Source organism: Mycobacterium neumannii (genome assembly GCF_048452905.1).
In the GTDB taxonomy this organism is placed as follows: domain Bacteria; phylum Actinomycetota; class Actinomycetes; order Mycobacteriales; family Mycobacteriaceae; genus Mycobacterium; species Mycobacterium neumannii_B.
Window position 1 is genome coordinate 368,439 of the sequence record NZ_JBCGVF010000007.1, and the last position, 23,811, is coordinate 392,249.

The window sequence follows — 23,811 nt, forward strand, 5'->3', positions numbered from 1 at the left end:
CCACGAAGGTTAACGCTCGCTCAGTACACAGGTGGACACCGAAATGGCTTGCAGTCGTGCTCCGATTTCTGCGTCTGGGCTATGAAATCGCCCGGACCACAGCCGTGGGCAGAAATGGACGCTATGCGAGCGGCGGGCTAATCGCGTTGCAGCGCCGCGGCCATCGCCTCTTTCGGCGCCGGCATCCCGGTGAAGAGTTCGACCTGCGAGAACGCCTGGTGCAGCAGCATCTGCAGACCGCTGATCACCCGTCCACCGGCGTCCTGCACAGCGGTGGCCAGCGGGGTCGGCCAGGGATCATAGATCGCATCGAGCAGGAGCGGGACGACGGCCAGTGCGGGGGTATACGCCGCGGCGACATCCGCCGGAATCGTGTTGATCATCAGGTCTGCGTCGGCCGCCGCCGCAGCCAATCCGGTTCCATCGATGTCGGACCACCGTGCCTCGGCACCCAGCCGCGTCGCCAGGTCCACCAAGGGTGCGGCCTTGTCGGGGTTCCTGGCCGCCACGGTGATCCGCCGGACCCCGAGTTCGGCCAGCCCGACGACCACCGCGGGCGCCGTACCCCCCGAGCCGACCACGATGCCGTGGGCGGCCGCGACGCCCTCCAGCGCGCCCGTCACACCGTCGATGTCGGTGTTGTCCGCCCTCCAACCCGCCGGTGACCGGACAAGCGTGTTGGCCGAGCCGACCATTTCCGCACGGGAGGTGCGCTCGTCGGCGACCGCGAGCGCCGCGAACTTGCCGGGCATTGTCACCGACACGCCCACCCATTCCGGACCCAAACCGCCGACCAGAGCCGGCAGTTGCTCGGCGGTGCACTCGATGCGCTCGTAGGTCCAGTCGTCCAGGCCCAGCGTGCGATAAGCCGCGAGGTGTAGTTGCGGTGAACGGGAATGCGCGATCGGCGACCCGAGCACCGCAGCCTTACGGCCGGGGCTCACCGCGCGGAGTCGAGCACACCGTTGCGCCGGGCGAGCTCGATGTTCGCGAGGTGCTGCGGGTAGTCCCGGGTGAACAACGTCGTTCCCTGCATGTCGATGGTGACGAAGTACAGCCAGTCCCCTGGGGCGGGATTCTCGGCAGCGGTCAATGCCGCGGCGCTCGGCGAACAGATCGGCGTCGCCGGAAGGCCGGGCCGCACATAGGTGTTCCACTCGTTGCGCTGCGCGCGGTCGGCGTCGGTGGTGGCCACCTCGATGCGGTCGAGCGGATAGTTCACCGTCGAGTCGAACTCGAGGGTGCGGTTCTCGGCCAGCCGGTTGTAGATGACGCGCGCCACCTTCGAGAAGTCTTCCGGTGTCGACTCCCGCTGCACCAGTGAGCCGACGATCAGGATCTCGTAGGGCGACAAGTCCATGGCCGCTGCCGTCTCGAGCAATCCACCATTGGCGTATTGCGTTGCGCTGGTGGAGATCAGATTCATCAGGATCTCCTGCGGCTGTGCCGACGGGTCGATGTTCCAGGTCCCCGCGGCGATCAACCCCTCGAGGCGGCGGTGGTCGTCACCCATCGCCTGGACGGGGCCGACAGCCCAGTCGGCCACACCGAGCGACGCCGGCGCCGCCGTCGCGGCCACGTTCTTCAGCGCGTCCGCGGACACACAGTGCCGCTCACCGTCGAGGTCGACACACGTCGCCCGCGAGATCAGGGTGAGGATGCCCTCGGTGACCGCGTTCGTCTTAACGTCACGAACATCGTCGAGCTGACGCCCCTCGGGGATGGTCAGCTTGCCGACCCGGTTTTTCGGATCCGAAAGCCGCTCAACCGCGTTGGCGGCCGGAATCTCGGTCCGCATCTTGTAGAAGCCCGGCTGGATCGCCGATATCGCGTCGTTGCCTTCGGCGGCGTCGACGAACACGCTTGCGGCCGCGACGATCTTGTGCTCCTGCAACGTCTTGCCTATCGCGGTGGTCGAGTCGCCGTCGTGCACCTGGATCACGACATCCGCGACGCCCTCACCGGTGAAGTCGTTACCGCCGAACAGTGAGTGCCACAACTTGGAACCCAGGAACACCGCGCCGATGGCGACCACGATCAGCAGGCCGACGGCCAGGCCACCCGCCCAGCGGCGCTTGCGCCGGTTGCGCGCCGCGCGGATGCGCTCCGCGCGGGTCATCCGGCGCCGCGGCGGGCCCACCGCAACCGGTTCGGCCCGCTCACCGCTCCAGTGGTTAGTCATCCCCGACCTCTCCATGCGCGGCAACGTGCTCATCCGCTCCTCGCGTGCGCGCCGCTTCACGCCGCTGGTCCAACCAGTTCTGCAGAATGCCCACCGCCGCCGCTTGGTCGATCACCGAGCGCTGCCCTCTGGCGCGGACACCGGCATCCCGCAGCGAGCGTTGCGCCACCACCGTAGTCAGTCGTTCATCGGCGAGTCGCACCGGTGTCGGCGCGATCCGTGCAGCCAACGCGTCAGCCAATGCGACGGCGTCCTGAGCCGAGGACCCCGATCGATCGGCGAGCGTGCGCGGCAAACCCACGACGACCTCCACCACATCGAGGTCCTTGACCAATCCGGTGAGCCGGCGGATGTGCCGATCGGTGCGGTCGCGACGGACGGTCTCGACCGGAGTGGCCAGGATGCCATCCGGATCGCTGGCGGCCACGCCGATCCGCACGCTGCCGACGTCGATGCCGATCCGGCGGCCGCGCCCCGGATCCGGCGGGTTCAGTGAATCCCCGGGCCGATCCGGTCGACGGTCCCCTGATGCCCCCCGCGAGTGCGGATCGTCGCCCGTCGGTGTGGAATCCACGCCGCTAGCCTCGGTCGATCTCTGCGCGGAGCGCGGCCAGCGCCGCGTCGATTGCTGCCGCCTCCTTGCCGGAACCCTGTGCCAGATCAGGTTTTCCGCCGCCGCGACCGTTGACGGCCGCACCCAACGTCTTCACCAGATCGTTGGCACGGAACCCGAGGTCTTGTGCGGCCGGGTTGACCGCGACCACGAACGGCACGCTGTCGTTCTCGCCCTCGGCGATCAGCGCGACAACGGCGGGATCGCTGCCGAGCTTGCCGCGGACGTCGCCGACGAGCGTGCGCAGATCACCGGCCGACATCCCACTGGCCATGCGCTGCGCCACCAGACGGACCTTACCGACAAGTTCCGCGCCCGCGGCGGCATTGGCTGCCGCGGCGCGGGCATTGGCCAAGCGCAACCGGTCCAGCTCTTTCTCGGCCGTCCGCAGCCGCTCGACCAGGTTCGCCACCCGCGCAGGCACCTCGTCGGAGGGCACCTTCAGGGTCGACGCAAGCCCGGCCATCAAGGCCCGTTCCTTGGCCAGGTGGCGGAACGACTCGAGGCCGACGTAGGCCTCCACCCGGCGCACACCGGAGCCGACCGACGACTCACCGAGGAGGGTGACCGGACCGATCTGCGCGGAGTTGTGCACGTGGGTGCCGCCGCACAGCTCCAGCGAGAACGGGCCGCCGATCTCGACCACGCGGACCTGTTCGGGGTACTGCTCGCCGAACAGCGCTATCGCGCCCATTGCCTTGGCCTTGTCCAGCTCGGTGGTGAACGTGTGCACCTCGTGGTCGGCTTCGACCGCCTCGTTGGTCACCTCTTCTATCTGGGTGCGCTGCTCCTCGGCCAACGGGCCCTGCCAGTTGAAGTCGAAGCGCAGATATCCGGGCCTGTTCAACGAGCCCGCCTGCACGGCGTTGGGCCCCAGCACCTGCCGCAGCGCGGCGTGCACCATGTGGGTCCCGGAGTGGCCCTGCGTGGCACCGTGTCGCCACTTTGGGTCGACCGCTGCGACGACCGTGTCGCCCTCGACGAACTCGCCGGACTCCACATGGACACGGTGTGACCACAAAGTCTTCGCGATCTTCTGCACGTCGGTGACCGCCGCCTTGGCCGCGGTGGAGGCGCCCGATCCGCTGATCGTGCCCTCGTCGGCGATCTGACCGCCGGACTCGGCGTAGAAGGGGGTGCGGTCGAGGATCAGCTCGACGCGGTCCGGCGGCGGGCCTCCACCGGAGGCCGAGCCGCCGGATCCGGCACCGTTGTGCGAAACGACCGGCACCCGTTCACCGTCGACGAAGATTCCGAGAATCCTTGCCTCGGAAGCCAACTCGTCGAAGCCGGTGAATTCGGTCGGTCCGGCGTCGACGAGGTCGCGGTACGCCGACAGATCCGAGTGCGCCTGCTTGCGCGCTGCGGCGTCGGCCTTCGCGCGTTGCCGCTGCTCAGCCATCAGGCCGCGGAAGCCTTCCTCGTCGACGGACAAGCCGTGTTCGGCCGCCATCTCCAGCGTGAGCTCGATCGGGAAGCCGTAGGTGTCGTGCAACGTGAACGCATCGGAGCCGGACAGCACCGTGGCTCCCTTGGCCTTCGTGGCGCCGGCTGCCTCGTCGAACAGCCGGGAGCCGGAGGCCAGTGTCCGGTTGAACGCTGTCTCCTCGGCCACGGCGATGCGTTGGATGCGGTCGAAGTCGGCGACCAGTTCCGGGTACGACGGGCCCATCGCGTCGCGCACGGTGATCATCAAGTCGGCCATGATCGGTCGTTCGACGCCGAGCAGTTTCGCGGAGCGGATGATTCGGCGCAGCAGGCGGCGCAACACGTATCCGCGGCCCTCGTTGCCGGGGCTCACGCCGTCGCCGATGATGATTGCCGCCGTGCGGCTGTGGTCGGCGATGATGCGGTATCGCACGTCGTCGGTGTGGCTGCCCTGGCCATAACCGCGCGGCGCGTGCGCGGCCACCAGGTCGATGGCCGGACGCAGCAGGTCGGTCTCGTAAACGTTGTCCACACCTTGCAGCAGGCAGGCCACCCGCTCGATGCCCATACCGGTGTCGATGTTCATGCGCGGCAGCGGCCCGAGGATCTCGAAGTCCTCCTTGGAGGTGCCCTCGCCGCGCTCGTTCTGCATGAAGACGAGGTTCCAGATCTCGATGTAGCGGTCTTCGTTGGCGATCGGGCCGCCCTCGACGCCGTACTCGGGGCCCCGGTCGTAGTAGATCTCCGACGACGGCCCACACGGCCCCGGGATGCCCATCGACCAGTAGTTGTCGGCCATGCCGCGACGCTGGATGCGCTCGGCCGGCAGTCCTGCCACCTCCTGCCACAGGGCCATCGCCTCGTCGTCATCGAGATAGACCGTGGCCCACAGACGCTGCGGGTCTAGCCCGTAACCGCCCTGTTCGACCGGGTTGGTGAGCAGCGTCCACGCGAACTCGATGGCGCCCTTTTTGAAGTAGTCGCCGAACGAGAAGTTGCCGGCCATCTGGAAGAAGGTGTTGTGGCGGGTGGTGATGCCCACCTCGTCGATGTCGGGTGTGCGGATGCACTTCTGGATGCTGGTGGCCCGTTTCCACGGCGGGGCCTGCTGGCCCAGGAAGTAGGGCACGAACTGGACCATGCCGGCGTTGACGAAGAGCAGATTCGGATCGTCCAGTATCACCGAGGCGCTGGGCACCTCGGTGTGGCCCGCCTTCACGAAGTGATCGAGGAAACGCTTCCTGATCTCGTGTGTCTGCACGTCTGATACATCCTTGAAGTTTCGCTGATACCTGCGACTATTCGACCGCACTACAGTACCGGTCGCGGTTGTCACGCCGAAAAGACAACGAACGGGCAGCGCCGGCAGTGCCCAGGTCAGAATCGGTCGGGTGTCACCGACGTCACGTCAAGCGTCGATGAAGCTCAGCCGGACCTTGCGCTGCGGGTTGTCGCGGTTGAGGTCGACGAGCACGATGCTCTGCCAGGTGCCGAGCAGCGGCTCACCGTTCTGCACGGGGATGGTCACCGACGGCGACACCAGGGCGGGCAGCACATGGTCGGCGCCATGTCCTGGCGAGCCGTGGGAGTGCCGGTAGCGATCGTCGCGCGGGAGCAGGTTCTCGAGGGTGTCGACGAGATCGTCGTCAGAACCCGCGCCCGTCTCGATGATCGCCACACCCGCCGTTGCGTGCGGGACGAAGACGCTGCACAACCCGTCGCCGCGGCGGCCGCAGAAGGAGCGCACGTCGTCGGTCAGGTCGATGATGCGGCGCTGACCGGTCTCGATGTTGAGCACGTCGGTATCCACATCATCGAGGGTACGAGTTGCGTTTCTATCGTCCATTGAATCGACCTCCTACCAGGAGGAAGCTGAGAGGTGGTCCGGCGGCGCCGCTGGGGCGCTGCCCCGAGCAAAGGAGGCGGGCCGTGTACGCACGCTCTACCACCGTCCATGCACGACCTTCGTCGATCGATGACGGCATCGCGTTCATCAGGTCCGAGGTAATGCCCGCGCTGGAAGCGGTCGACGGGTTCGTCGGCTTGTCGTTGTTGGTGGATCGAGAATCCGGCCACTGCATCGCGACCAGCGCATGGGACTCCGAGGACGCGCTGCGGGCGAGCACCGAGCGGGCGGCACCGCTGCGCGATCGCGCCGCCGAGGCCCTCGGCGGTGAGGCGACCGTCGATCAGTGGCAGATCGGCGTCATGCACCGCGATCACCGCTCGGCCGAGGGCGCCTGCGTCCGGGCCACCTGGCTGAGGGTGCCTCGCGAACACATCGCACGCTCGATCGCGTTCTTCAAGACCGATGTGCTTCCGGCCCTTGAGGCACTGCACGGCTTCTGCAGCGCCAGCTACCTGATCAATCCGGATTCGGGCCGCGCCGTGGCGTCGGCGACGTTCGACAGCCGTGCCGCGATGGCGGAGAACCGGGACCAGGCCAGGGAACTGCGCAACGCCCGGACGCGCGAATTGGGAGCCGACATCGTCGACGTGGGCGAATTCGATCTGGCCCTCGCCCACCTCCGCATCCCGGAAATGGTCTGATCCCGGTCCGCCACGCCGATCCGTTTATTGACGTCGGTGTCGGGGTATGTCAGCTGCACCCCGAGACCCTGGAGGAACCATGACCGTCACCGGCGTTATCACCGCGATTCTCATCGGCGCAGTGGTCGGCGTGCTCGCCCGCCTGATCCTGCCCGGCAGGCAGCCCATCGGCATCATCGTGACCGTTCTCGTGGGGATCGTCTCGGCGCTGATCGGCACGTGGCTCGCAAATGCGCTCGGGCTGCCGACCGCCACCGCCGGCGTCGACTGGATCGAATTGCTTTGTCAGGTCGTCGTCGCCGTGATCGGCGTTGCGCTCGTGTCTGCGCTCATGGGACGCAGGCGCACCGGCGTGACGGGCGGTCGTCGCGGCGGCGTCCTGCGCTAACGAAAACCAACCAGGCGATCCCGGCTGCGCCACCCGGCAGCCGGGATCGCTTCTGTCGCAGGGTTAGTCAAAGCGTCTTCAGTAGTTCGTCGAGCTTCTCGTAGCCCTCGGTCATCCCGCCCTCCATACCGGAGGCCAGCAGCGCGTCGCGGGCCTCGACGGTCGGGCAGATCGACCGGCCGCGCAAGCGGCTGCGGCCGCCGCCGAGATCCTCGAACCAGAGGTATTCAATGTTGACCTGATCCGGCGCCCCGTCGAACTCGAACGTCTGGAGGATGAACTCGTTCGCCCGGACGGTGTGGAACGTGCCGTTGAAGCTGTACGCGCCGCCCTGGTCCTTGTGCACGTAGCGGTATCCGCCGTGGCTGTTGAAGTACCACTCCTCGATCGTCATCTCCAGTCCGCGCGGGCCAAGCCACTGCTTGACCAGATCGGGCTCGGCGTGTGCGCGGAACAGAGCGTCGACGGGTGCGTCGAACTCCCGGGTGAACTCCATGGCCAGGGTGTCCACGGGGGCCGTCAGATCCAGTGCGTTGCTCATGTGTTGGTTCCTTTCTCAACGGTGTCGGTCATCGGTGAAATCTGAGCCAGCAGGGTGTCCAGCCGGCGATAACTGCGTTCGGCGTCGAGCCGGTACCGGTCGATCCATGCGGTCAGCCGCTCGAGCGCGGCCGCGTCCAGGTGCACTGGCCTGCGCTGAGCCTCGCGGGTCCTGGTGACCAGTCCCGCTTGCTCGAGCACCTGAATGTGTTTGGACACCGCCTGTTTGGTGATGTCGAAGGGCTCCGCGAGCTCGTTGACCGTAGCCGGCCCCCGAGAGAGCCGCGCCACGATGGTGCGCCGGACGGGGTCGGCCAGCGCCATGAAGGCGCGGTCGAGTGCGGAGTCAGCATCGTCATCACGCTCCAATTATCAACCCTATGCTTGATCAACTTAATGATTGAATACCAAGGTAAACGAGCCCAGAGAGTGTGTCAAGGCTGAAGTCAGCGCTTGCGACGGATGATTGCGCGCAGCTTGTCGAGCCGGGTGGCGATCTCGCGCTCTACGCCATGCGAGGTCGGCTTGTAGTAGTCGACACCGACCAGTTCGTCGGGCGGATACTGTTGCGGCACAACCCCGTCCGGATCATCGTGGCTGTACCTGTAGCCCACTGCGTTGCCGAGCTTCTCCGCGCCGGAGTAATGACCGTCGCGCAGATGCGGCGGCACCAGCCCGGCCTTGCCCGCCCGGATATCGGCCATCGCCGCCCCCAGCGCGGTGGTCACCGCGTTCGACTTCGGGGCCGTCGCGAGATGAACCGTCGCGTGCGCGAGCGTGAGCTGCGCTTCGGGCATGCCGATCAACTGCACGGTTTGCGCTGCGGCCACTGCGGTGTGCAGGGCTGTCGGATCGGCCATGCCGATGTCCTCGCTGGCCAGGATCATCAGCCGTCGGGCCACGAACCGCGGGTCCTCCCCCGCGACCAGCATCCGGGACAGGTAGTGCAGTGCTGCGTCGACGTCGGATCCGCGGACGGACTTGATGAACGCGCTGATCACGTCGTAGTGCTGGTCTCCGTCGCGGTCGTAGCGGACTGCGGCCTTGTCCAGGGACTGCTCGATGGTCTCGACCGTCACGGCCTCGCCCGCTTCGGCCGCCACCTCCAGCGCGGTCAGCGCCCGGCGGGCATCGCCGGCAGATAACGAAACCAGAAGGGCGACGGCGTCGTTGGTGACCTCGACCTTGCCCCCGAGACCGCGAGGGTCGTCGATGGCGCGGCGGACCAGCGTGCGCACCGCGTCGGCGTCGAGGGGTTGCAGCTGCAGGATCAGCGATCGCGAGAGCAGCGGGGCAACGACCGAGAACGACGGGTTCTCGGTGGTCGCGGCGACCAGTGCGACGACGCGGTTCTCGACCGCGGACAGCAGGGCGTCCTGTTGCGTCTTGGAGAAGCGGTGCACCTCGTCGATGAACAGCACGGTCTGCTCGCCGTAGGCGGCGGCGCGCCTGGCGACGTCGATCACGGCGCGCACCTCTTTGACTCCCGCCGACAGCGCCGAAAGGGCCTCGAATCGGCGGCCCGTGGCTTGCGAGATCAGCGATGCGAGCGTGGTCTTGCCGGTGCCGGGCGGTCCGTAGAGGATGACTGAGGCCGCACCGGAACCCTCCACCATCCGGCGCAGCGGGGAGCCGGGTTGCAGCAGGTGATCCTGGCCGACCACCTCGTCGAGGGTGGCCGGGCGCATCCGGACCGCCAGCGGTGCCGATGCACCGAGGGACCCGGCCGCCGGCGTGGCGACCTCACCGGGGACGTCGAACAGACCGTCGGACACGCCTTCTGCTTACCACGCCATCACGACGCGGGTTGCGTCACGAAGTCGATCAATTCCTCGACCCGCCCGATCAGCGCCGGCTCCAGGTCGTTCCAGTCCCGCACACAGGCGCGGATGCGCTGCCAGGCCCTCGCGGTGTCGGCCTGCCCGTCCGCCGGCCAGCCCAGCGCGCGGCACACCCCCGTCTTCCAGTCGACGCCTTTCGGCACGACGGGCCATTTCTCGACGCCGAGCCGCTCGGGTTTGACGGCCTGCCATATGTCGACGAACGGGTGACCGACGACGAGCGTGTGCACGCCGCCCGGTCCGCGCCGCACCGCCTCCGCGATACGAGCCTCCTTCGAGCCCGCGACCAGGTGATCGACGAGGACGCCGAGCCGGCGGCCGGGGCCGGGCCGGAAGTCCTCGACGATCGCCACGAGATCGTCGATGCCGCCGAGGTGTTCGACGACGACGCCTTCGATCCGCAGATCGTCACCCCAGACCTGTTCGACGAGTTCGGCGTCGTGCCGGCCTTCGACGTAGATGCGGCTGGCCAACGCGACTTTCGCCCGGGCGCCCTGCACCGCAACGGATCCCGACGCGGTGCGGGTGGTCTTGGGTGCGGCCCGGCGGGGCGCGGTCAGGATCACGGGCTTGCCGTCGATCAAATAGCCCGGCCCGACGGGGAATGGCTTACGCCGTCCGTTGCGGTCTTCCAGTTCCATGCGGCCGTACTCGACCCGCACGACAGCGCCGACGAATCCCGTCTGCGCGTCCTCGACGACCAGTCCGATCTCGGCCTGTTGTTCGGTGGAGCGGACTCTGCGCGGGTGAGGGTTGTTAGCCAGGATGTCGGAGCCATAGCGATCAGCCACCGGGCGATCGTAGGGTCGCGGCCTGCCCCCGTCCGATGCAATGCGGTTCCGACACGCCGAGATGTCCGCCACTCGATGTCCGCCCGCGGACGCAATGCAGCGTCGGCGACAATGCGGGGCGTGACAGATCTGTCCCGATACGGACCCTGGGCGGTGATCGCCGGCGGCTCCGAAGGTGTCGGCGCCGAGTTCGCCCACCAACTCGCCCACGCGGGAATCAACCTCGTCCTGATCGCACGCAAGCCCGACCCGCTCGAGCAGACGGCCGAAACCTGTCGCCGCTGCGGCGTTGAGGTGCGAACCCTCGCCGTGGACTTGACCTCACCCGGCGCGCTGGAGCGCACCGTGGCGGTCACCGGTGGCCTGGAGGTCGGTCTGCTGATCTACAACGCCGGAGCCAACACCTGCAGCGAGCACTTCCTCGACGGCGACCTCGACGGCTTTCAGCGGGTGATTGACCTGAACGTCGGCACCATGCTCGCGATGGTGCAGCACTTCGGTCGTCCGATGCGGGACCGGCGCCGCGGCGGAATCCTGATGGTGGGGTCGATGGCGGGATACCTGGGCTCCGTGCGCCACACCGTTTACGGCGGGGTGAAGGCGTTCGGCCGGATCTTCGCCGAGAGCCTGTGGCTCGAACTGCGCGCCTACGACGTCGATGTGCTCGAACTCGTCCTGGGCGTGACCCGCACACCGGCGATGGAGCGGGTGGGCTTGAACTTCGACGTGCCCGGTATGCGGGTGGCCGAACCCGCCGACGTGGCGCGAGAAGGTCTGGAGCAGTTGGCGAATGGACCGGTGTACGTCGCGGGCGGCAACGCCGAGGACGTCGCACGCCGCAACGACCCGGACCGCGCCAAGGTCGTGCTGCGCACGCACGAGTTCATGCGAAAGCTGCTGGGCGAGAAGGGAACCCGATGACCGAGCTGGCGGACCTGGAGCGGCGGCTTGCCCGCATCGAGGACGAGCGCGCGATCGAACGGCTGATCGCGTCCTACGGTCCGCTGGTGGACGCAGGCGAAGCCGATGCAACCGCCGACCTTTGGGCGGAGGACGGCAGCTACGACGTCGAGGGTTGGCACATGGCCAGCCGTGACGAGGTCGCGGCGATGGTCCGCTCGGATGCGCACCAGGGTTTGATCGGCCGCGGATGCTGCCACTTCCTGGGACCCGCGGTGGTCACGGTGGACGGCGACGAGGCGGTCGCGGTCTGCGAGTCGCTGTTGGTGACGCGCCACGACGACGGTCTCGCGGTATCGCGGGCAGGCGCCAACCACTTCCGTTTGCGCCGCAGCGACGGGCGATGGTTCATCGCCGCACGACGAACCCGCCAGCTCGACGGCGGCGCCGAGGCGCGGGAGCTGCTGGCGAGGGGGGTGGCCGGGTGTCCGACGCCGGGGTGACTCTCGACCGGCGCGAGCGACCACGAAATGAGAAATTGTCGCGGCGTGTCGTGGGCAAACACGGCCGCTCGCGGAGGTGTGGGGAGCGCTCGCGGAGGTCTGGGGAGGCGAGTTCAGGTCTGGGTGATCTCGTCGACGACGGTGTGGATGAACCGCATCTTCTCGAGCACCGGGCCGGGCAGCACGAACGGGTAAAGATCCTCTTTACCCATCGAGCGGTTGAGCATGTTGAGCGCCCACGATAGCGGGAGCCACATCTCGATGATCGCATCGAAGCTGCTCGGGCCCAATACCTTTCGTTCGAACGTCGCCGCCGCGGGCGCCACCCCGAACGCGGCGGCGGTGTCGAGGGTGTCGCGGATGTGCAGGTAGTGTGCGAACGTTTCCGCCCAGTCCTCGGCGGGATGCATGGTGGCGTAGGAGGAGACGTAGCTCTTCTGCCAGTTGTCGGGCGGACCGTCGTTGTAATGGCGGTCCAGAGCGGCCTGGTAATCGGCGTCGGGGTCGCCGAACAACTCGCGGAACCGATTGTCGTAGTCGGGTGACACGCTGACCAGGCGGTAGTAGTAATAGTGCCCGATCTCGTGGCGGAAGTGGCCGAGTAGGGTGCGGTACGGCTCGTCCATCGCTTTGCGCAACTGCTCGCGGTGTACGTCGTCGCCCTCGGCGAGATCCAAAGTGATGACACCGTTTTGGTGACCGGTGAACACCTTCTGATGTTCGCTCGACAACAGATCGAAGGCCAGACCGTAGTCGGGATCCTCGTCACGGCCGACGATCGGCAGCTTGAGTTCGTGCAGTTCGGCCAACAACCGCCGCTTGGCGCGCTCGGCGTCGGCGAACGCCGCGAGTGCCTTGGTGTCGGAGTCCTGCGGCCGGGTGCGGGTAAGGGTGCATGCGTCACAGAGCTTGTGGACCGGAGCTTTCTCCACCAGCCAGTTGCATTCAGCCAGATGCATATTCGCGCACAACTGGTACTTTTCGCCGTCGACGAAACCGGCGTGGTTTTGCTCATCGCCCGTGGCGATGACCAGCAGCGCCATGTCGTCGAGCGAGAACCCCAGCGGCCGACCGCACGACAGGCACAGTGAGTTCTCGAAGGCGAGGCGCTGTCCGCAGTTCGGGCACAGGAAGTCACGCATGCAACACTCCCCCCTCGAAGGGTTCGACGTCGACGGAGACGTCGATCTCGCTGCTCTGCGACTCGGTGTAGATGATGCCGCGCAACGGCGGGACGTCGGCGTAATCGCGGCCGTACCCGACGGTGATGTAGCGCTCGTCGACCATCTGGTCGTTGGTGGGATCGAGGCCCAACCACTGGTTCTGCGGTGTCCACACGGCGGCCCACGCGTGGGTCGCGTCGATACCGATCATCCGTTCCTTCCCGGGCGGCGGATCGGTCGCCAGATAACCGGACACATAACTGGCGGCCAACCCGTTGGCGCGCAGGCAGGCGATGGCCAGCCGTGCGAAGTCCTGACATACCCCTTCGCGTGCCGCCAAAACCTGACTGACCTGAGTGGACACCGTCGTCGACCCGGATCGATAGGTGAAATCGGAGTAGATGCGGTGCGTCAGGTCTTCCAGCGCGTCGATCAGCGGCCGTTCCGGCGCGAAACTGGCTGCCGCGTAATCGCGTAGGGTCGGCGTGATCTCCGGCGGCTGCAGGTCGAGGGTGAACTCGGTCGCCAGCGCCGCGTCCACGCCGACCGGGCGGGCGATCTCCCACGGCGCCAGCGCCGAACCGGCCCCGTACAGCGTCGACGGCGGTGGGTCGACTTCGACCACCGACTGGCTGGTCACCGCCAGCGTCCGGTGGCGTTCGGCCACGTGGAAATACGAGCTGATGTTGCCGTAGACGTCGCGGCTGGTGGAACTGTCCGCGGCCGGCGGGTCGATCTCGAGCTCATGCGACAGGCAGCGCTGACGCTCGGTGTCCCGCGGGGTGAGGAAGCCGCGGCCGTAGGAACTGGTGACATCGGCGGCGTAGCGATACACGGTGCGGTGCGCGATGCGGTAGGTGCGGCTGGCGGCAGACGAGGTCGGGCCATCCGGTAACGCCCTCACGGCATCAACCTCCGCTCGTCCGGGCCCCACAGGTGCTGCATGCCACCCGGCAGCGACAGATGGGTCGCGGTGATCACGTTCGCCAATTCACGGAGATCCGTGTGCATTCCGTCGAGCAGCTCAGCCAGCTCCACCCGCCTGCCGTCCACGATCTCCTCGAGATCGTCGGGGTCGAGTCGCCGGAGCCGCGTGGCGATCTCGTCGACCATCCGCTCGGGTCGCGACGAACCCGACGACCCGGGCAACGCCTTGAGGCCCGCGCGCAGCCGCTCCAGCTGGTAGGCCAGCGAGCGCGGGTTGTCGGCGTCGAACAGCACCAGGTCGGCGACCGCGGACACACTGACCTTTCCGAGCATCCGTCGCCGGTAGATGACCGACGACTCGCACACCACCAGAGTCGATTCGGTGATGGTCTGCTCGGCGCCGGGGCTACGGGCGGTGGTGAGCGTCGCGCTCAGCAGCGCGGTGAGGTTCAGGCCGCGTTCGATGCGCTTGCCGATGTCCATCATCGTCCAGCTGACATCGCGGATCATCGATTCCGCCGCCACACCGGACAGCGCCAACATTCCCGCAAGGGTCAGGCTGGCCGTCGCGGTGAGAAACGCCTCTCCCTCGGCCTGCGAATCCGGCGGCTCGTTGGCGGGACGGACAGCCGACGACGCCGGTGGATGAAGCAGTGTCCGTTCCACAGCAGCCAGCACCATCCAGGTGTCGTTGGACATCTGGTCGCGCACGGAACGGGTGAGCAGTCCGAGGCGTTCGACGGACTGCGCCAGCGATCCCGGGCGGTACCGGTCCGCGGTCAACGACCACAGGGTGGATTGTGCGGTGGCGACCATCTCCGCGTCGTCGCTGCCGGCGCCGGTGTCGGTACCGGTCTGGTGGCCCAGCGCGGCCAGCAACACCGGTACGCATTCGCTGCCGTCCATGTCTCGGCGGTAATGGAATTCGTGGTAGCGCTCCCTGGTCACCGTGAGCAGCCGCGCCATGTGCTCGGCGCGTTCGGCGTAGCGTCCCACCCAGAACATGTCGGCCAGTACGCGCGGCGAGCTCACCGCGCGCGTCGGGCTCGGTCTGACCGCGGGCAATTCGACCGGTGGCACCCGCTCCACGGTGACCCGCTCCGGTGCCCGAACCCAGACATCCTTGGCGGCAACGGTGTTCAGTGTGTACGCCGCATCACCCGGTGCCAGGACGTAGCCGAGGCCACCGATCATGGGCGCATAGCCGCCGCGCTGAGCGACGGTGAACAGGCGCATGCCGACATTCGTCGCCGACAAGCTGTCGGATACGACAACGCTTGGCGCAGAGGAGAACTGGGGGAGCTCCTGGCCGACCCACTGCCACGGGGTGGCTTCGATGCACTCGGTGAGCTGCCGACGCTGATCGGCCGACAGGGCGGGGCCGACGATCCCACGGCCGCCGGTCACCGGTCTGATCAACAGCGACGACAGGTGGGCGAGAAGATGCGAGCGTTCGGTGCTGATGCCGCCCCAGTACATCGGCGCGGTGTCGAGCATCGGTGCCTCGCCGAGCAACTGTTGCGAGAGTTCGGGCAGAAACCGTTGCAGCCCGGGGCTTTCGAGAACGCCGCTGCCCAACGTGTTGACGACCGCTACCGTGCCACGACGCAGCGCCTCGACGAGGCCGACGACACCGATTCGTGAGTCCGAACGCAGATCCAGCGGATCGACGAAGTCCGCGTCCACCCGGCGCAGCACGACGTCGACACGCTTGAGCGTTCCCATCGAGCGCATCCACAGCTTGCCGTCACGCACGACCAGGTCGGCGCTCTCCACCAGCGGAAAGCCCAGCACGCTGGCCAGGTACGCCTGGTCGAAGGCGGTCTCGGAGTGGATGCCCGGGCTGAGTACCACCACAGTGGGTTCCTCGGCCGACTCGGGGGCGGCGTCGATGAGCGCCAGTCGCAGCGCCTGCGCCCACGGGGACGCCGGTCGCGGGCCGATCCTTTCGTAGAGGTCGGGAACGGCATGCGCGACGACGCGCCGGTCCGCCAGCGCGTAACCCGCCCCCGAGGGCGCCTGTGTCCAGTCGGCGTTGACGCGGAAGCCGCCGTCGGCGACGCGGCTGACGTCGCAGCCGTGCAGGAACAGCTGGTGGCGGCCGGGGACGTCGATGCCGCGCGCGGCCCGCACGTAGCCAGGATGGGCGAAGAGAAGCTGGGCCGGCAGCACGCCGCTGGTGATCGACAGCTGAGGCCCGTACAGGTCGGTGAGGACCGCGTCGAGGAGCCTGGAGCGCTGCAGCAGACCGGATTCCAGCACATTCCACTCGTCGGCCGAGACCACAAGGGGCAGCGCGTCGAGATGCCACGGCCCCGGTTCGGTGGGCTCGTGACCGTGGGGGCCGGCCTGACCGACCACCGAACCGCGCCTGTCGACCTGGACATAGGTGATGCCGTCGTTGTCGACCAGGCTGCGCACCACGTCACGCAGCTGCGTCAGACCGGGGCGGCCGCGCTCGGCGACGCATTCGGCCAGGTCCTGCCACCCCGGGCGGACTTCGCCTGCGGCATCGACGAACTCGTCGTAGCCGCTGCCTGCGCCCGGTCGCACGTCGAACAGCGCCTGCTGAATGCGTGCGGTGCGGTACCTGCCCAGCAGGTCGTCGGTGACGTTCGGTGCCGGTAGTGCCATCAGTGCAGAACGGTAACCGGTCAACCCGGGATACGGCGCGGCGCGCTGTGCCGGCGGTCGATGCTCACCGCTTCAGCCGTACCGCCAGTTCCTCCGGCGGTACGCGGTGACCGTCGGCGCACCGAATTTCGACGGTGGCCTCGGCGCCACACTCCCGGTGCGCAAGGCGCAACGGCGTGCGGTTGGGCAGATGGCGCCGACCCCACTCGAACATCGCCCAGACCACCGGCATGAACTCCCGGCCGGCCTCGGTAAGCACGTACTCGTCGCGGCTGCGCTGGCCCGGCTCCTGATAGGGCTGCCGCTCCAGCAGACCGGCCTCGACCAGGTCCGAAAGCCGGGCCGCCGCGGCGGCTTTGGTGATGCCGACCCGGCGCCAGAAGTCTTCGAAGCGGGTGGTGCCGTAGTAGGCCTCGCGCATGATGAGCATCGCCGACTTGGTGCCCAGCACCGCCATCGTCTTCTCGACCGGACACTCCCCGACCGCCGACCAGGCCTCCCGATCGGCCAGCCTCCCCTGCAGAACTGTCATGGAATTCACTCTACCCCTGAGTTGTTCTAGCTATACCTAGCTGGTATAGCTGGGTATAGACAAGTTCACTCAGCGTGGAGGCTAGGAGGCAGCAATGTCCGGGTTCTCAGCTCGGGACGCCGTCATCGTCGGAGCGGTACGCACGCCGATCGGAAAGGGCAAGCAGAACGGAGCGCTGCACGATGTGCTGCCCGTTGACCTGCTGGCGCATAGTCTCAAGGAACTGGTGGCCAGGACCGGCATCGACCCGGTACAGATCGACGACATCATCGCCGGGGCGGTCACCCAGGTCGGTGACCAAGCGGTCAACATCGCGCGCAACGCCCTCCTCGGCGCGGGATTCCCCGAATCGGTCCCGGGTACCACGGTCGACCGGCAGTGCGGCAGCAGCCAGCAGGCCATCCATTTCGCCGCCCAGGGCGTCATCTCGGGCGCCTACGACATCGTTGTCGCCGCAGGGGTGGAGTCGATGTCGCGGGCGCCGATGGGTTCCAGCGTGCTGCCCGGCAGTGACCCGTTTGGCGCGATGGCGCAGCGCTATCCCGAAGGCCTTGTGCCGCAGGGCATCAGCGCAGAGTTGATCGCCGCGAAGTGGGGTCTGTCGCGTCACCAGCTAGACGAGTTCTCGGCCGGCAGCCACGAGAAAGCCGCGGCCGCGACCAAGGAGGGCCGGTTCGACGACGAACTGATCCCGATCGCCGGTCTCACCACTGACGAGATCATCCGGCCGGGCACGACCGTCGACACGTTGGCCGCGCTGAAGCCGGCTTTCTACAACCCCGCCTACGAGCAGCGCTTTCCGCAGATCGGCTGGGAGATCACCCCGGGCAACTCGTCGCCACTGTCCGATGGCAGCGCCGCGGTGCTGATCACCACCAGCGAGGTGGCCGCACGACTGGGTCTGCGCCCACGCGCCCGCATCCACTCGATGACCGTCGTCGGCTCCGATCCGCTCTACATGCTGACCGGTGTCATCCCCGCGACCGAGAAGGTGCTGCAGCGCGCCGGCCTCTCACTGGCCGACATCGACCTGTTCGAGGTCAACGAGGCGTTCGCGCCCGTCGTCCTGGCGTGGGCGCACGACACCGGAGCCGATCTCGCCAAGACCAACGTCAACGGCGGGGCGATCGCGATCGGTCACCCCCTGGGTGCCAGCGGCGCGCGCATCATGACGACTCTCGTGAACGCGTTGGAACAGCGCGGCGGACGGTATGCGTTGCAGACGATGTGCGAGGGCGGCGGCATGGCCAGCGCCACCATCATCGAACGCCTCTGAACCGGACGACTTCGGTGTAATTGGTCGCGCTGACCGCGCCCAACTACACCGAAGTCACGCGCGGACGAGCTCGAAGACTGGGATGACCCGACTCGTCTTCGCTTGGTACTCGGCGAACACCGGCGCATACTCGACCAGCTTCGGGTAGAGCTCGTCGCGCTCCGCTCGCGGCAGCTCCCGAGCGGTGGCCTCGTAGTCGGTAGTCCCGACCTCGACGTGGACCTTCGGATTCGCCCGGAGGTTGTGCACCCACGCTGGATCCTTGTCGGAGCCGGCGTAGGACCCGACGATGTAGATCCTGTCCTCGACTCGGAAGTACGCCAGCGGCGAAACCCGCGGCTGACCTGACTTCGCGCCGGTGGTGTGCAGCAACAGGAGGTTTCCGCCCTCGAACGGCCCGCCGACCTTGCCGCCGTTGGCGCGGAACTCATCGACGATGCTTGCGTTGAAGTCCTTGATGTTGGAGATCTCGGTCACAACCTCTCCAAGTCCCGGCGGGTGCCCCGGTATTCCGCATCCGCATAATCAACGACCATGCGGGTGATAGTGACGGGCGGTAACAGCGGTGTCGGCAAGGCCACGGCGGCAGCCCTCGCGGCCCACGGCCACAGCGTGCTTATCGCCTGTCGCGATGTCGACAAGGGGCACCGCGCGGCGGCCGAGATCGCCGGTGACGTCGAGGTGGCCGCCCTCGACCTCGCCGACCTGGCCAGCGTGCGCGCGTTCGCCGATTCCGTCGAATCCATTGACGTACTGGTGAACAACGCCGGCGTGATGGGCATGCCACTGACGCGCACCGCCGACGGTTTCGAATCCCACATCGGCATCAACCATCTCGGCCACTTCGCGTTGACGTCGCTGCTGGCCGACCGGATCACCGACCGGGTGATCTCGGTGGCGAGCGCGACGTATCTGTTCGCCACTCTGCATCTCGACGACCTGAACTGGCAGCGCCGCAAGTACTCGAAGTGGAGCGCCTACGGCGAATCCAAGTTGGCCAACCTTCTGTTCGTCGCCGAGTTGGCGAACCGAGGCGTGCGCGCATACGCCACCGATCCCGGTTCCACCGACACCGACATCACACGGTCGCTCGGAATGGGCGAGCATCAACGGATCCGGCGCCTGATGCACACCCCCGCTCAAGGCGCCAGGGCCACTTTGCAGGCGGTGACGACCGACCTGCCCAGCGGGACCTATCTGGCGCCGCGGTTCAATCAGCTCGGCAGGCCCAGGGTCACCCGGTTGCGACGCAAGGCCGTCGATCCGGCGACGGCCCGCCGACTGTGGGACGCGTCGGCCGAGCTCACCGGGTGCGACTGGCCGCGCTGATCAGTCCCTCTGCCGCCACCACGCGACGATGTACAGCACCATCGCCGCCGCCAGCGCGAGCAGCACCCACAGCACCACCGCCAGGTCGATCCAGGCGCCCGCCGGCGGCGCCCCGGGCAGCAGGTTCCGAAGCGGGACCACTGCGAACAACATCGCCGCGAACCAGGTCGTCAACGGCGGCAGGAACTTTCGGCGGCCCAACGCCGTCTCGATCGCCACGAACAATGCGGCCGCAGGCAGCGCGAGCAGCACCAGCAGGATCCCGAGGTCGAATGCGAGCGCTCCCCTGGTGCGCTCCATGGTGAATCGCACGGTCGGAACCGAGTTGGCGGTGTCGTGCGCGGTATGGACGTCCCACCCGTTGATCTGCCCCGCGACGACGACGCCCGCCGCGATCGGGCGTTCTTCCGGGCCATCCCCCAGGAAAGTCTGTACGCCGATGATGTCGGTGGTGAACCTGTCGAACGGCCAGTCGTCGGGATCCCCGACGGCGACCAGGTGGGTCGTCGTGTCATTGGCGGACAGAGCCGGGTGGAGATAGATCAGCTCGCCCGAAGCGGTCCACGAGCTCAGGCGGATCGTGACGTCGTCGCGACCGTCGGACTGCAGCTCCGGTCCGGGATGCACCAGGACGTCGACCACCAGTCGGTTCTGGATCGCGTTCATCTCCCGCAGCCGGATGATCACGACGGTCTCGCCGGTGACCGACGACTCGGAGAACTCGAAATGGCGGTGCTCGGGCTCCAGCAGCGCGTAACCGATCAGCGACCCCACATAGACGGCGATGACGGCCACCACAGTGGTCACGACGGTGACCCGTCGCCGCCTGGGCGTGCCTGATGGCGCCGCACCTGTCACGCGCGGATCGTAGCCTCAGTCGCGACGAACCCGACGCGAATTGGGGTCAGTCGGTCTTCGGCTTGGCGTCGATCCCGGATTCCTTGCGCTGCTGCGCGGTAATGGGTGCGGGCGCGCCGGTCAACGGGTCGACACCACCACCGGACTTCGGGAACGCGATCACTTCGCGGATCGAGTCCGCGCCGGCCAGCAGAGCGGTGGTGCGATCCCACCCGAACGCCAGACCGCCGTGCGGCGGCGCGCCAAAAGTGAACGCCTCCAACAGGAATCCGAACTTCTCCTCGGCCTCGGCCTTGTCCAGACCCATCACCGCGAACACCCGCTCCTGGATGTCGCGACGGTGGATACGGATCGAACCACCGCCGATCTCGTTGCCGTTGCACACCACGTCGTAGGCGTCGGCGAGCACACTGCCGGGATCGGTGTCGATGCGGTCCTCGAACTCCGGCTTTGGCGCGGTGAACGCGTGGTGTACCGCGGTCCACGCGCCGGACCCGACCGCGACGTCACCGTGCGCCGTCGCGTCATCGGCGGGCTCGAACAGCGGCGGATCCACCACCCAGGTGAACGCCCAGGCGTTCGGGTCGATCATGTCGAGCCGTTTGGCGATCTCGATGCGCACCGCGCCGAGCAGCGCCCGCGAACTCTTCGCCGGGCCCGCCGAGAAGAAGACGCAGTCACCCGGGGATGCGCCGACGTGCGCGGCCAGGCCGTCGCGCTCTGCGTCCGACAGGTTCTTGGCCACCGGCCCGCTCAGCGTGCCGTCCTCGCCGACGAGCACGTACGCCAGCCCCCTGTGCCCGCGCTGCTTGGCGAAGTCCTGCCAGGCGTCCAGCGTGCGGCGGGGCTGAGATGCGCCACCGGGCATGACGACGGCGCCGACATATGGCGCCTGGAACACCCGGAACGGGGTGTCGGAGAAGAATTCGGCGCACTCGACTAGTTCGAGTCCGAACCTCAGATCGGGCTTGTCCGAACCGAACCGGCGCATCGCGTCGGCGTAGGTCATTCGCGGCAACGGCAGCGGCACGTCGTAGCCGATCAGCCGCCACAGCGCCGCGATGATCTCCTCGGAGACCGCGATCACGTCCTCGGAGTCGACGAAGCTCATCTCGAGGTCCAGCTGGGTGAACTCGGGCTGGCGGTCGGCGCGGAAGTCCTCGTCGCGGTAGCAGCGCGCGATCTGGTAGTAGCGCTCCATGCCTGCGACCATCAGCAGCTGCTTGAACAGCTGCGGGCTCTGCGGCAACGCGTAGAACGAACCGGGCTGCAGCCGTGCGGGCACCAGGAAGTCTCGCGCACCCTCGGGGGTTGAGCGGGTCATCGTCGGGGTCTCGATCTCGACGAAGTCATGCCGTTCTAGCACTTCGCGGGCGGCGGCGTTCACCTTGGACCGCAGCCGGATCGCGTGGCCGGGGCCGTCGCGCCGCAGGTCGAGGTAGCGGTACTTCAGGCGCGCCTCCTCGCCGGCCTGCTCGTCGAGCTGGAAGGGCAGCGGCGCGCTCTCCCCGAGCACGGTCAGCGACGTCGCGTTGACCTCGATCTCACCGGTCGCGATCTCGGGGTTGGCGTTGCCTTCGGGGCGAATCTCCACCACACCGTCGATCGCGATGCAGAACTCGGCGCGCAGCCGGTGCGCCGCCTCGAGGACCTGCCCCTTTTCAAGGCCTTCACGGAACACGACCTGCGACACCCCGGACGCGTCGCGCAGATCGATGAAGATGACGCCGCCGTGGTCGCGCCGACGCGCCACCCACCCGGCCAACGTCACCTTCTGACCGGCGTCGGCGGGCCGCAACGATCCGGCGGCATGACTGCGCAGCACTGAAACTCCTGGGATTCGCCTGACAAGACAACTGCACAAGTGTAGAGGGGTCGAATCCGCCGGTAGTTTGGCGTTCATGCCCAGTCGCGTCGCGCTCGTCGGACCCGGGGCGATCGGATCGACGGTCGCGGCTCTGCTGCACGCGTCCGGCCACCCGGTGATGCTGTACGGGCGCACGCCGCGCGACTCGATCGAGGTCAGGTCCGACGACGGCGAGCCGATCGTGGTGCCCGGTCCGGTGCTGACCGACCCTGCCGTCATCTCCGATCCGGCCGATGTCGTGTTGCTGGCGGTCAAGGACACCCAGAACGAGCGGTCGGCCGGATGGCTCGCCAGGTTGTGCGACAAGCGCACCGTGGTGTGTGCGCTGCAGAACGGTGTCGAACAGGTCGAGCGCGTCGGCCGCTACTGCCCCGCATCGACGGTCGTGCCTGCGGCCGTCTGGGTTTCGGCGGAGCCGACGGAGCAGGGCTATGTCCGGTTGCGCACCGGGGCCCGCCTCGTGCTGCCCGATAATGCCGGGGCGCGGACACTGGCGGCACTGTTCGCTGACAGCGCCGTCACGGTCGAGATCGACCCGAACTTCGTCAGCGCGGCGTGGCACAAGCTTCTGGTCAACGCGGTCGTGGGGTTCATGGTGCTCAGCGGCCGCCGCTCGGGCATGTTCCGCCGCGACGACGTGGACGGCCTGGCACGCCGCTATCTGGCCGAATGCCTGGCCGTCGCGCGGGCCGACGGCGCCCAACTGGGCGATGAGGTGATCGACGACATCGTCGGGCTGCTCGCCAAGTCCCCGGAGGACATCACTACCTCGATGCTGACCGATCGCGAGGCCGGCCGGGAGCTGGAGTGGGACATCCGCAACGGGGTGATCGCTCGCAAGGGCGCCGAGCACGGGCTGAGCACGCCGATCAGCGATGTGCTGGTACCGCTGCTGGCGGCGGCCAGCGACGGGCCGGGCTAGACGTGGGCTCTGACTAGACAGCGTCCTTTACTGTGTATGCCCATGCAGCAGTGTGAACGCGTCGACCTGGGCTTCATCGAGAACGCGCCGTTTCGGTTCGTCAGCACCGTCGACCTCGCGATCACACCCGAACAGCTCTTCGAGGTGCTCGCGGACGCGGAGTCATGGCCGCACTGGGCCACCGTGATCACCGAGGTCACGTGGACCAGCCCCGAACCGCGAGGTATCGGCACGACCCGAACGGTGAAAATGCGCGGCGGCATCGTCGGCGACGAGGAGTTCCTGGCGTGGGAGCCGTACAGCCACATGGCGTTTCGGTTCAACGAAGCGTCGACAGGGAGTATCGCGGCGTTCGCCGAGGATTACCGGGTGGTGCATACGCCGCGGGGCTGCCACCTGACGTGGGTGATGGCGATGAAACCCAACGGCGCCGCCGCCCGCATCGGAATGACGCTCGGCAAGCCGGTGATGGGCTGGCTGTTCCAGAAGTTCCTCTACAACCTGCGCGACTACTCCGCGAAGCGCTTCGGGGTCTGAAGTTCGCGAAATTGCATTCCCGCAGGCGTC

The 23,811-nt window shown here is 67.6% G+C and carries 24 protein-coding genes; 8 read left to right on the forward strand and 16 right to left on the reverse strand.

Annotation, left to right across the window (positions count from 1 at the left end; all coding sequences use genetic code 11):
• Positions 1–137 precede the first annotated feature (137 nt).
• From AAHH99_RS22065 to AAHH99_RS22085, 5 genes are all read right to left on the reverse strand, one after another.
• The gene (locus tag AAHH99_RS22065) at positions 138–944 is read right to left on the reverse strand and encodes a shikimate dehydrogenase (protein ID WP_418770602.1); all 807 of its coding nucleotides are present in this window, start codon (positions 942–944) and stop codon (positions 138–140) included.
• Positions 941–2,182, reverse strand: a complete 1,242-nt coding sequence (locus AAHH99_RS22070; RefSeq protein ID WP_418770603.1) for an endolytic transglycosylase MltG — start codon at positions 2,180–2,182, stop codon at positions 941–943. The genes AAHH99_RS22065 and AAHH99_RS22070 overlap by 4 nt, the downstream gene beginning before the upstream one ends.
• On the reverse strand, positions 2,175–2,756 hold the full coding sequence (ruvX, locus tag AAHH99_RS22075; protein ID WP_418770604.1) for a Holliday junction resolvase RuvX: 582 nt from the start codon (positions 2,754–2,756) through the stop codon (positions 2,175–2,177). The genes AAHH99_RS22070 and ruvX overlap by 8 nt, the downstream gene beginning before the upstream one ends.
• 4 nt (positions 2,757–2,760) lie before the next feature.
• Positions 2,761–5,484 (reverse strand): alanine--tRNA ligase, encoded by a 2,724-nt coding sequence (gene alaS, locus AAHH99_RS22080; protein ID WP_418770605.1) that lies wholly within the window; start codon positions 5,482–5,484, stop codon positions 2,761–2,763.
• A gap of 147 nt (positions 5,485–5,631) precedes the next feature.
• Positions 5,632–6,033 (reverse strand): secondary thiamine-phosphate synthase enzyme YjbQ, encoded by a 402-nt coding sequence (locus AAHH99_RS22085; protein ID WP_064395414.1) that lies wholly within the window; start codon positions 6,031–6,033, stop codon positions 5,632–5,634.
• A gap of 119 nt (positions 6,034–6,152) precedes the next feature.
• Between AAHH99_RS22085 and AAHH99_RS22090 the strand changes: the two genes are divergently transcribed.
• Both AAHH99_RS22090 and AAHH99_RS22095 read left to right on the forward strand, forming a co-directional pair.
• Positions 6,153–6,773, forward strand: a complete 621-nt coding sequence (locus AAHH99_RS22090) for a hypothetical protein (RefSeq protein ID WP_418770606.1) — start codon at positions 6,153–6,155, stop codon at positions 6,771–6,773.
• Positions 6,774–6,852: 79 nt separating this feature from the next.
• Positions 6,853–7,161 (forward strand): GlsB/YeaQ/YmgE family stress response membrane protein, encoded by a 309-nt coding sequence (locus AAHH99_RS22095; protein ID WP_064395413.1) that lies wholly within the window; start codon positions 6,853–6,855, stop codon positions 7,159–7,161.
• Between the two features lie 67 nt (positions 7,162–7,228).
• On the opposite strand, the gene AAHH99_RS22100 is transcribed toward AAHH99_RS22095, so the two are convergent.
• The 4 genes from AAHH99_RS22100 to AAHH99_RS22115 form a co-directional block, all read right to left on the reverse strand.
• On the reverse strand, positions 7,229–7,702 hold the full coding sequence (locus AAHH99_RS22100) for an SRPBCC family protein (RefSeq protein WP_418770607.1): 474 nt from the start codon (positions 7,700–7,702) through the stop codon (positions 7,229–7,231).
• Positions 7,699–8,025 carry an ArsR/SmtB family transcription factor gene (locus AAHH99_RS22105; protein WP_418770740.1) on the reverse strand — a complete coding sequence of 109 codons (327 nt, stop codon included), beginning with the start codon at positions 8,023–8,025 and terminating at the stop codon, positions 7,699–7,701. Before AAHH99_RS22105 ends, AAHH99_RS22100 begins: the two co-directional genes overlap by 4 nt.
• A 122-nt stretch (positions 8,026–8,147) precedes the next feature.
• Positions 8,148–9,476, reverse strand: a complete 1,329-nt coding sequence (locus AAHH99_RS22110) for a replication-associated recombination protein A (protein WP_418770608.1) — start codon at positions 9,474–9,476, stop codon at positions 8,148–8,150.
• Between the two features lie 20 nt (positions 9,477–9,496).
• The gene (locus tag AAHH99_RS22115) at positions 9,497–10,333 is read right to left on the reverse strand and encodes a DUF3097 domain-containing protein (protein ID WP_418770609.1); all 837 of its coding nucleotides are present in this window, start codon (positions 10,331–10,333) and stop codon (positions 9,497–9,499) included.
• Positions 10,334–10,453: 120 nt separating this feature from the next.
• Here AAHH99_RS22115 and AAHH99_RS22120 point away from each other — a divergent pair, with 120 nt between their 5' ends.
• Positions 10,454–11,254, forward strand: a complete 801-nt coding sequence (locus AAHH99_RS22120; RefSeq protein ID WP_418770610.1) for an SDR family NAD(P)-dependent oxidoreductase — start codon at positions 10,454–10,456, stop codon at positions 11,252–11,254.
• The gene (locus AAHH99_RS22125; protein ID WP_418770611.1) at positions 11,251–11,736 is read left to right on the forward strand and encodes a nuclear transport factor 2 family protein; all 486 of its coding nucleotides are present in this window, start codon (positions 11,251–11,253) and stop codon (positions 11,734–11,736) included. Before AAHH99_RS22120 ends, AAHH99_RS22125 begins: the two co-directional genes overlap by 4 nt.
• A gap of 113 nt (positions 11,737–11,849) precedes the next feature.
• On the opposite strand, the gene AAHH99_RS22130 is transcribed toward AAHH99_RS22125, so the two are convergent.
• From AAHH99_RS22130 to AAHH99_RS22145, 4 genes are all read right to left on the reverse strand, one after another.
• Positions 11,850–12,878 carry a zinc-binding metallopeptidase family protein gene (locus AAHH99_RS22130; RefSeq protein ID WP_418770612.1) on the reverse strand — a complete coding sequence of 343 codons (1,029 nt, stop codon included), beginning with the start codon at positions 12,876–12,878 and terminating at the stop codon, positions 11,850–11,852.
• Positions 12,871–13,803 carry a transglutaminase family protein gene (locus tag AAHH99_RS22135; protein ID WP_418770613.1) on the reverse strand — a complete coding sequence of 311 codons (933 nt, stop codon included), beginning with the start codon at positions 13,801–13,803 and terminating at the stop codon, positions 12,871–12,873. Before AAHH99_RS22135 ends, AAHH99_RS22130 begins: the two co-directional genes overlap by 8 nt.
• Positions 13,800–16,460, reverse strand: coding sequence for a circularly permuted type 2 ATP-grasp protein (locus tag AAHH99_RS22140; protein WP_418770614.1), 2,661 nt, complete (start codon positions 16,458–16,460; stop codon positions 13,800–13,802). The genes AAHH99_RS22135 and AAHH99_RS22140 overlap by 4 nt, the downstream gene beginning before the upstream one ends.
• A gap of 64 nt (positions 16,461–16,524) precedes the next feature.
• Positions 16,525–16,992: a winged helix-turn-helix transcriptional regulator gene (locus AAHH99_RS22145; RefSeq protein WP_418770615.1), complete on the reverse strand. Its 468-nt coding sequence runs from the start codon at positions 16,990–16,992 to the stop codon at positions 16,525–16,527.
• A gap of 94 nt (positions 16,993–17,086) precedes the next feature.
• Between AAHH99_RS22145 and AAHH99_RS22150 the strand changes: the two genes are divergently transcribed.
• Positions 17,087–18,268 carry a thiolase family protein gene (locus AAHH99_RS22150; RefSeq protein ID WP_418770616.1) on the forward strand — a complete coding sequence of 394 codons (1,182 nt, stop codon included), beginning with the start codon at positions 17,087–17,089 and terminating at the stop codon, positions 18,266–18,268.
• Positions 18,269–18,322: 54 nt separating this feature from the next.
• On the opposite strand, the gene AAHH99_RS22155 is transcribed toward AAHH99_RS22150, so the two are convergent.
• The gene (locus AAHH99_RS22155) at positions 18,323–18,745 is read right to left on the reverse strand and encodes a nitroreductase family deazaflavin-dependent oxidoreductase (protein WP_418770617.1); all 423 of its coding nucleotides are present in this window, start codon (positions 18,743–18,745) and stop codon (positions 18,323–18,325) included.
• Between the two features lie 57 nt (positions 18,746–18,802).
• Between AAHH99_RS22155 and AAHH99_RS22160 the strand changes: the two genes are divergently transcribed.
• A complete protein-coding gene (locus tag AAHH99_RS22160) occupies positions 18,803–19,597 on the forward strand; it encodes an SDR family NAD(P)-dependent oxidoreductase (protein ID WP_418770618.1) in 795 nt (264 codons plus the stop codon).
• Here AAHH99_RS22160 and AAHH99_RS22165 read toward each other — a convergent pair whose 3' ends face one another.
• Together AAHH99_RS22165 and aspS are read right to left on the reverse strand one after the other, a co-directional pair.
• The gene (locus AAHH99_RS22165) at positions 19,598–20,455 is read right to left on the reverse strand and encodes a DUF4436 family protein (RefSeq protein ID WP_418770619.1); all 858 of its coding nucleotides are present in this window, start codon (positions 20,453–20,455) and stop codon (positions 19,598–19,600) included. It lies immediately after the preceding gene.
• A gap of 46 nt (positions 20,456–20,501) precedes the next feature.
• The gene (gene aspS, locus AAHH99_RS22170) at positions 20,502–22,280 is read right to left on the reverse strand and encodes an aspartate--tRNA ligase (protein WP_418770620.1); all 1,779 of its coding nucleotides are present in this window, start codon (positions 22,278–22,280) and stop codon (positions 20,502–20,504) included.
• Positions 22,281–22,356: 76 nt separating this feature from the next.
• Between aspS and AAHH99_RS22175 the strand changes: the two genes are divergently transcribed.
• Complete coding sequence (locus AAHH99_RS22175) at positions 22,357–23,244, forward strand: oxidoreductase (protein WP_418770621.1); 888 nt, start codon at positions 22,357–22,359, stop codon at positions 23,242–23,244.
• Between the two features lie 36 nt (positions 23,245–23,280).
• Complete coding sequence (locus tag AAHH99_RS22180; RefSeq protein ID WP_418770622.1) at positions 23,281–23,781, forward strand: SRPBCC family protein; 501 nt, start codon at positions 23,281–23,283, stop codon at positions 23,779–23,781.
• Positions 23,782–23,811: the final 30 nt, after the last annotated feature.

Bases quoted from the DNA above. Each gene is read 5' to 3' on its own strand.
- AAHH99_RS22125 (WP_418770611.1), top strand. From the start codon at position 11,251: ATGACCGAGCTGGCGGACCTGGAGCGGCGGCTTGCCCGCATCGAGGAC.
- AAHH99_RS22130 (WP_418770612.1), bottom strand. From the start codon at position 12,878: ATGCGTGACTTCCTGTGCCCGAACTGCGGACAGCGCCTCGCCTTCGAG.
- AAHH99_RS22070 (WP_418770603.1), bottom strand. From the start codon at position 2,182: ATGACTAACCACTGGAGCGGTGAGCGGGCCGAACCGGTTGCGGTGGGC.
- AAHH99_RS22150 (WP_418770616.1), top strand. From the start codon at position 17,087: ATGTCCGGGTTCTCAGCTCGGGACGCCGTCATCGTCGGAGCGGTACGC.
- AAHH99_RS22095 (WP_064395413.1), top strand. From the start codon at position 6,853: ATGACCGTCACCGGCGTTATCACCGCGATTCTCATCGGCGCAGTGGTC.
- AAHH99_RS22100 (WP_418770607.1), bottom strand. From the start codon at position 7,702: ATGAGCAACGCACTGGATCTGACGGCCCCCGTGGACACCCTGGCCATG.
- AAHH99_RS22175 (WP_418770621.1), top strand. From the start codon at position 22,357: ATGCCCAGTCGCGTCGCGCTCGTCGGACCCGGGGCGATCGGATCGACG.
- AAHH99_RS22140 (WP_418770614.1), bottom strand. From the start codon at position 16,460: ATGGCACTACCGGCACCGAACGTCACCGACGACCTGCTGGGCAGGTAC.
- AAHH99_RS22145 (WP_418770615.1), bottom strand. From the start codon at position 16,992: ATGACAGTTCTGCAGGGGAGGCTGGCCGATCGGGAGGCCTGGTCGGCG.
- AAHH99_RS22160 (WP_418770618.1), top strand. From the start codon at position 18,803: ATGCGGGTGATAGTGACGGGCGGTAACAGCGGTGTCGGCAAGGCCACG.
- AAHH99_RS22180 (WP_418770622.1), top strand. From the start codon at position 23,281: ATGCCCATGCAGCAGTGTGAACGCGTCGACCTGGGCTTCATCGAGAAC.
- AAHH99_RS22105 (WP_418770740.1), bottom strand. From the start codon at position 8,025: ATGGCGCTGGCCGACCCCGTCCGGCGCACCATCGTGGCGCGGCTCTCT.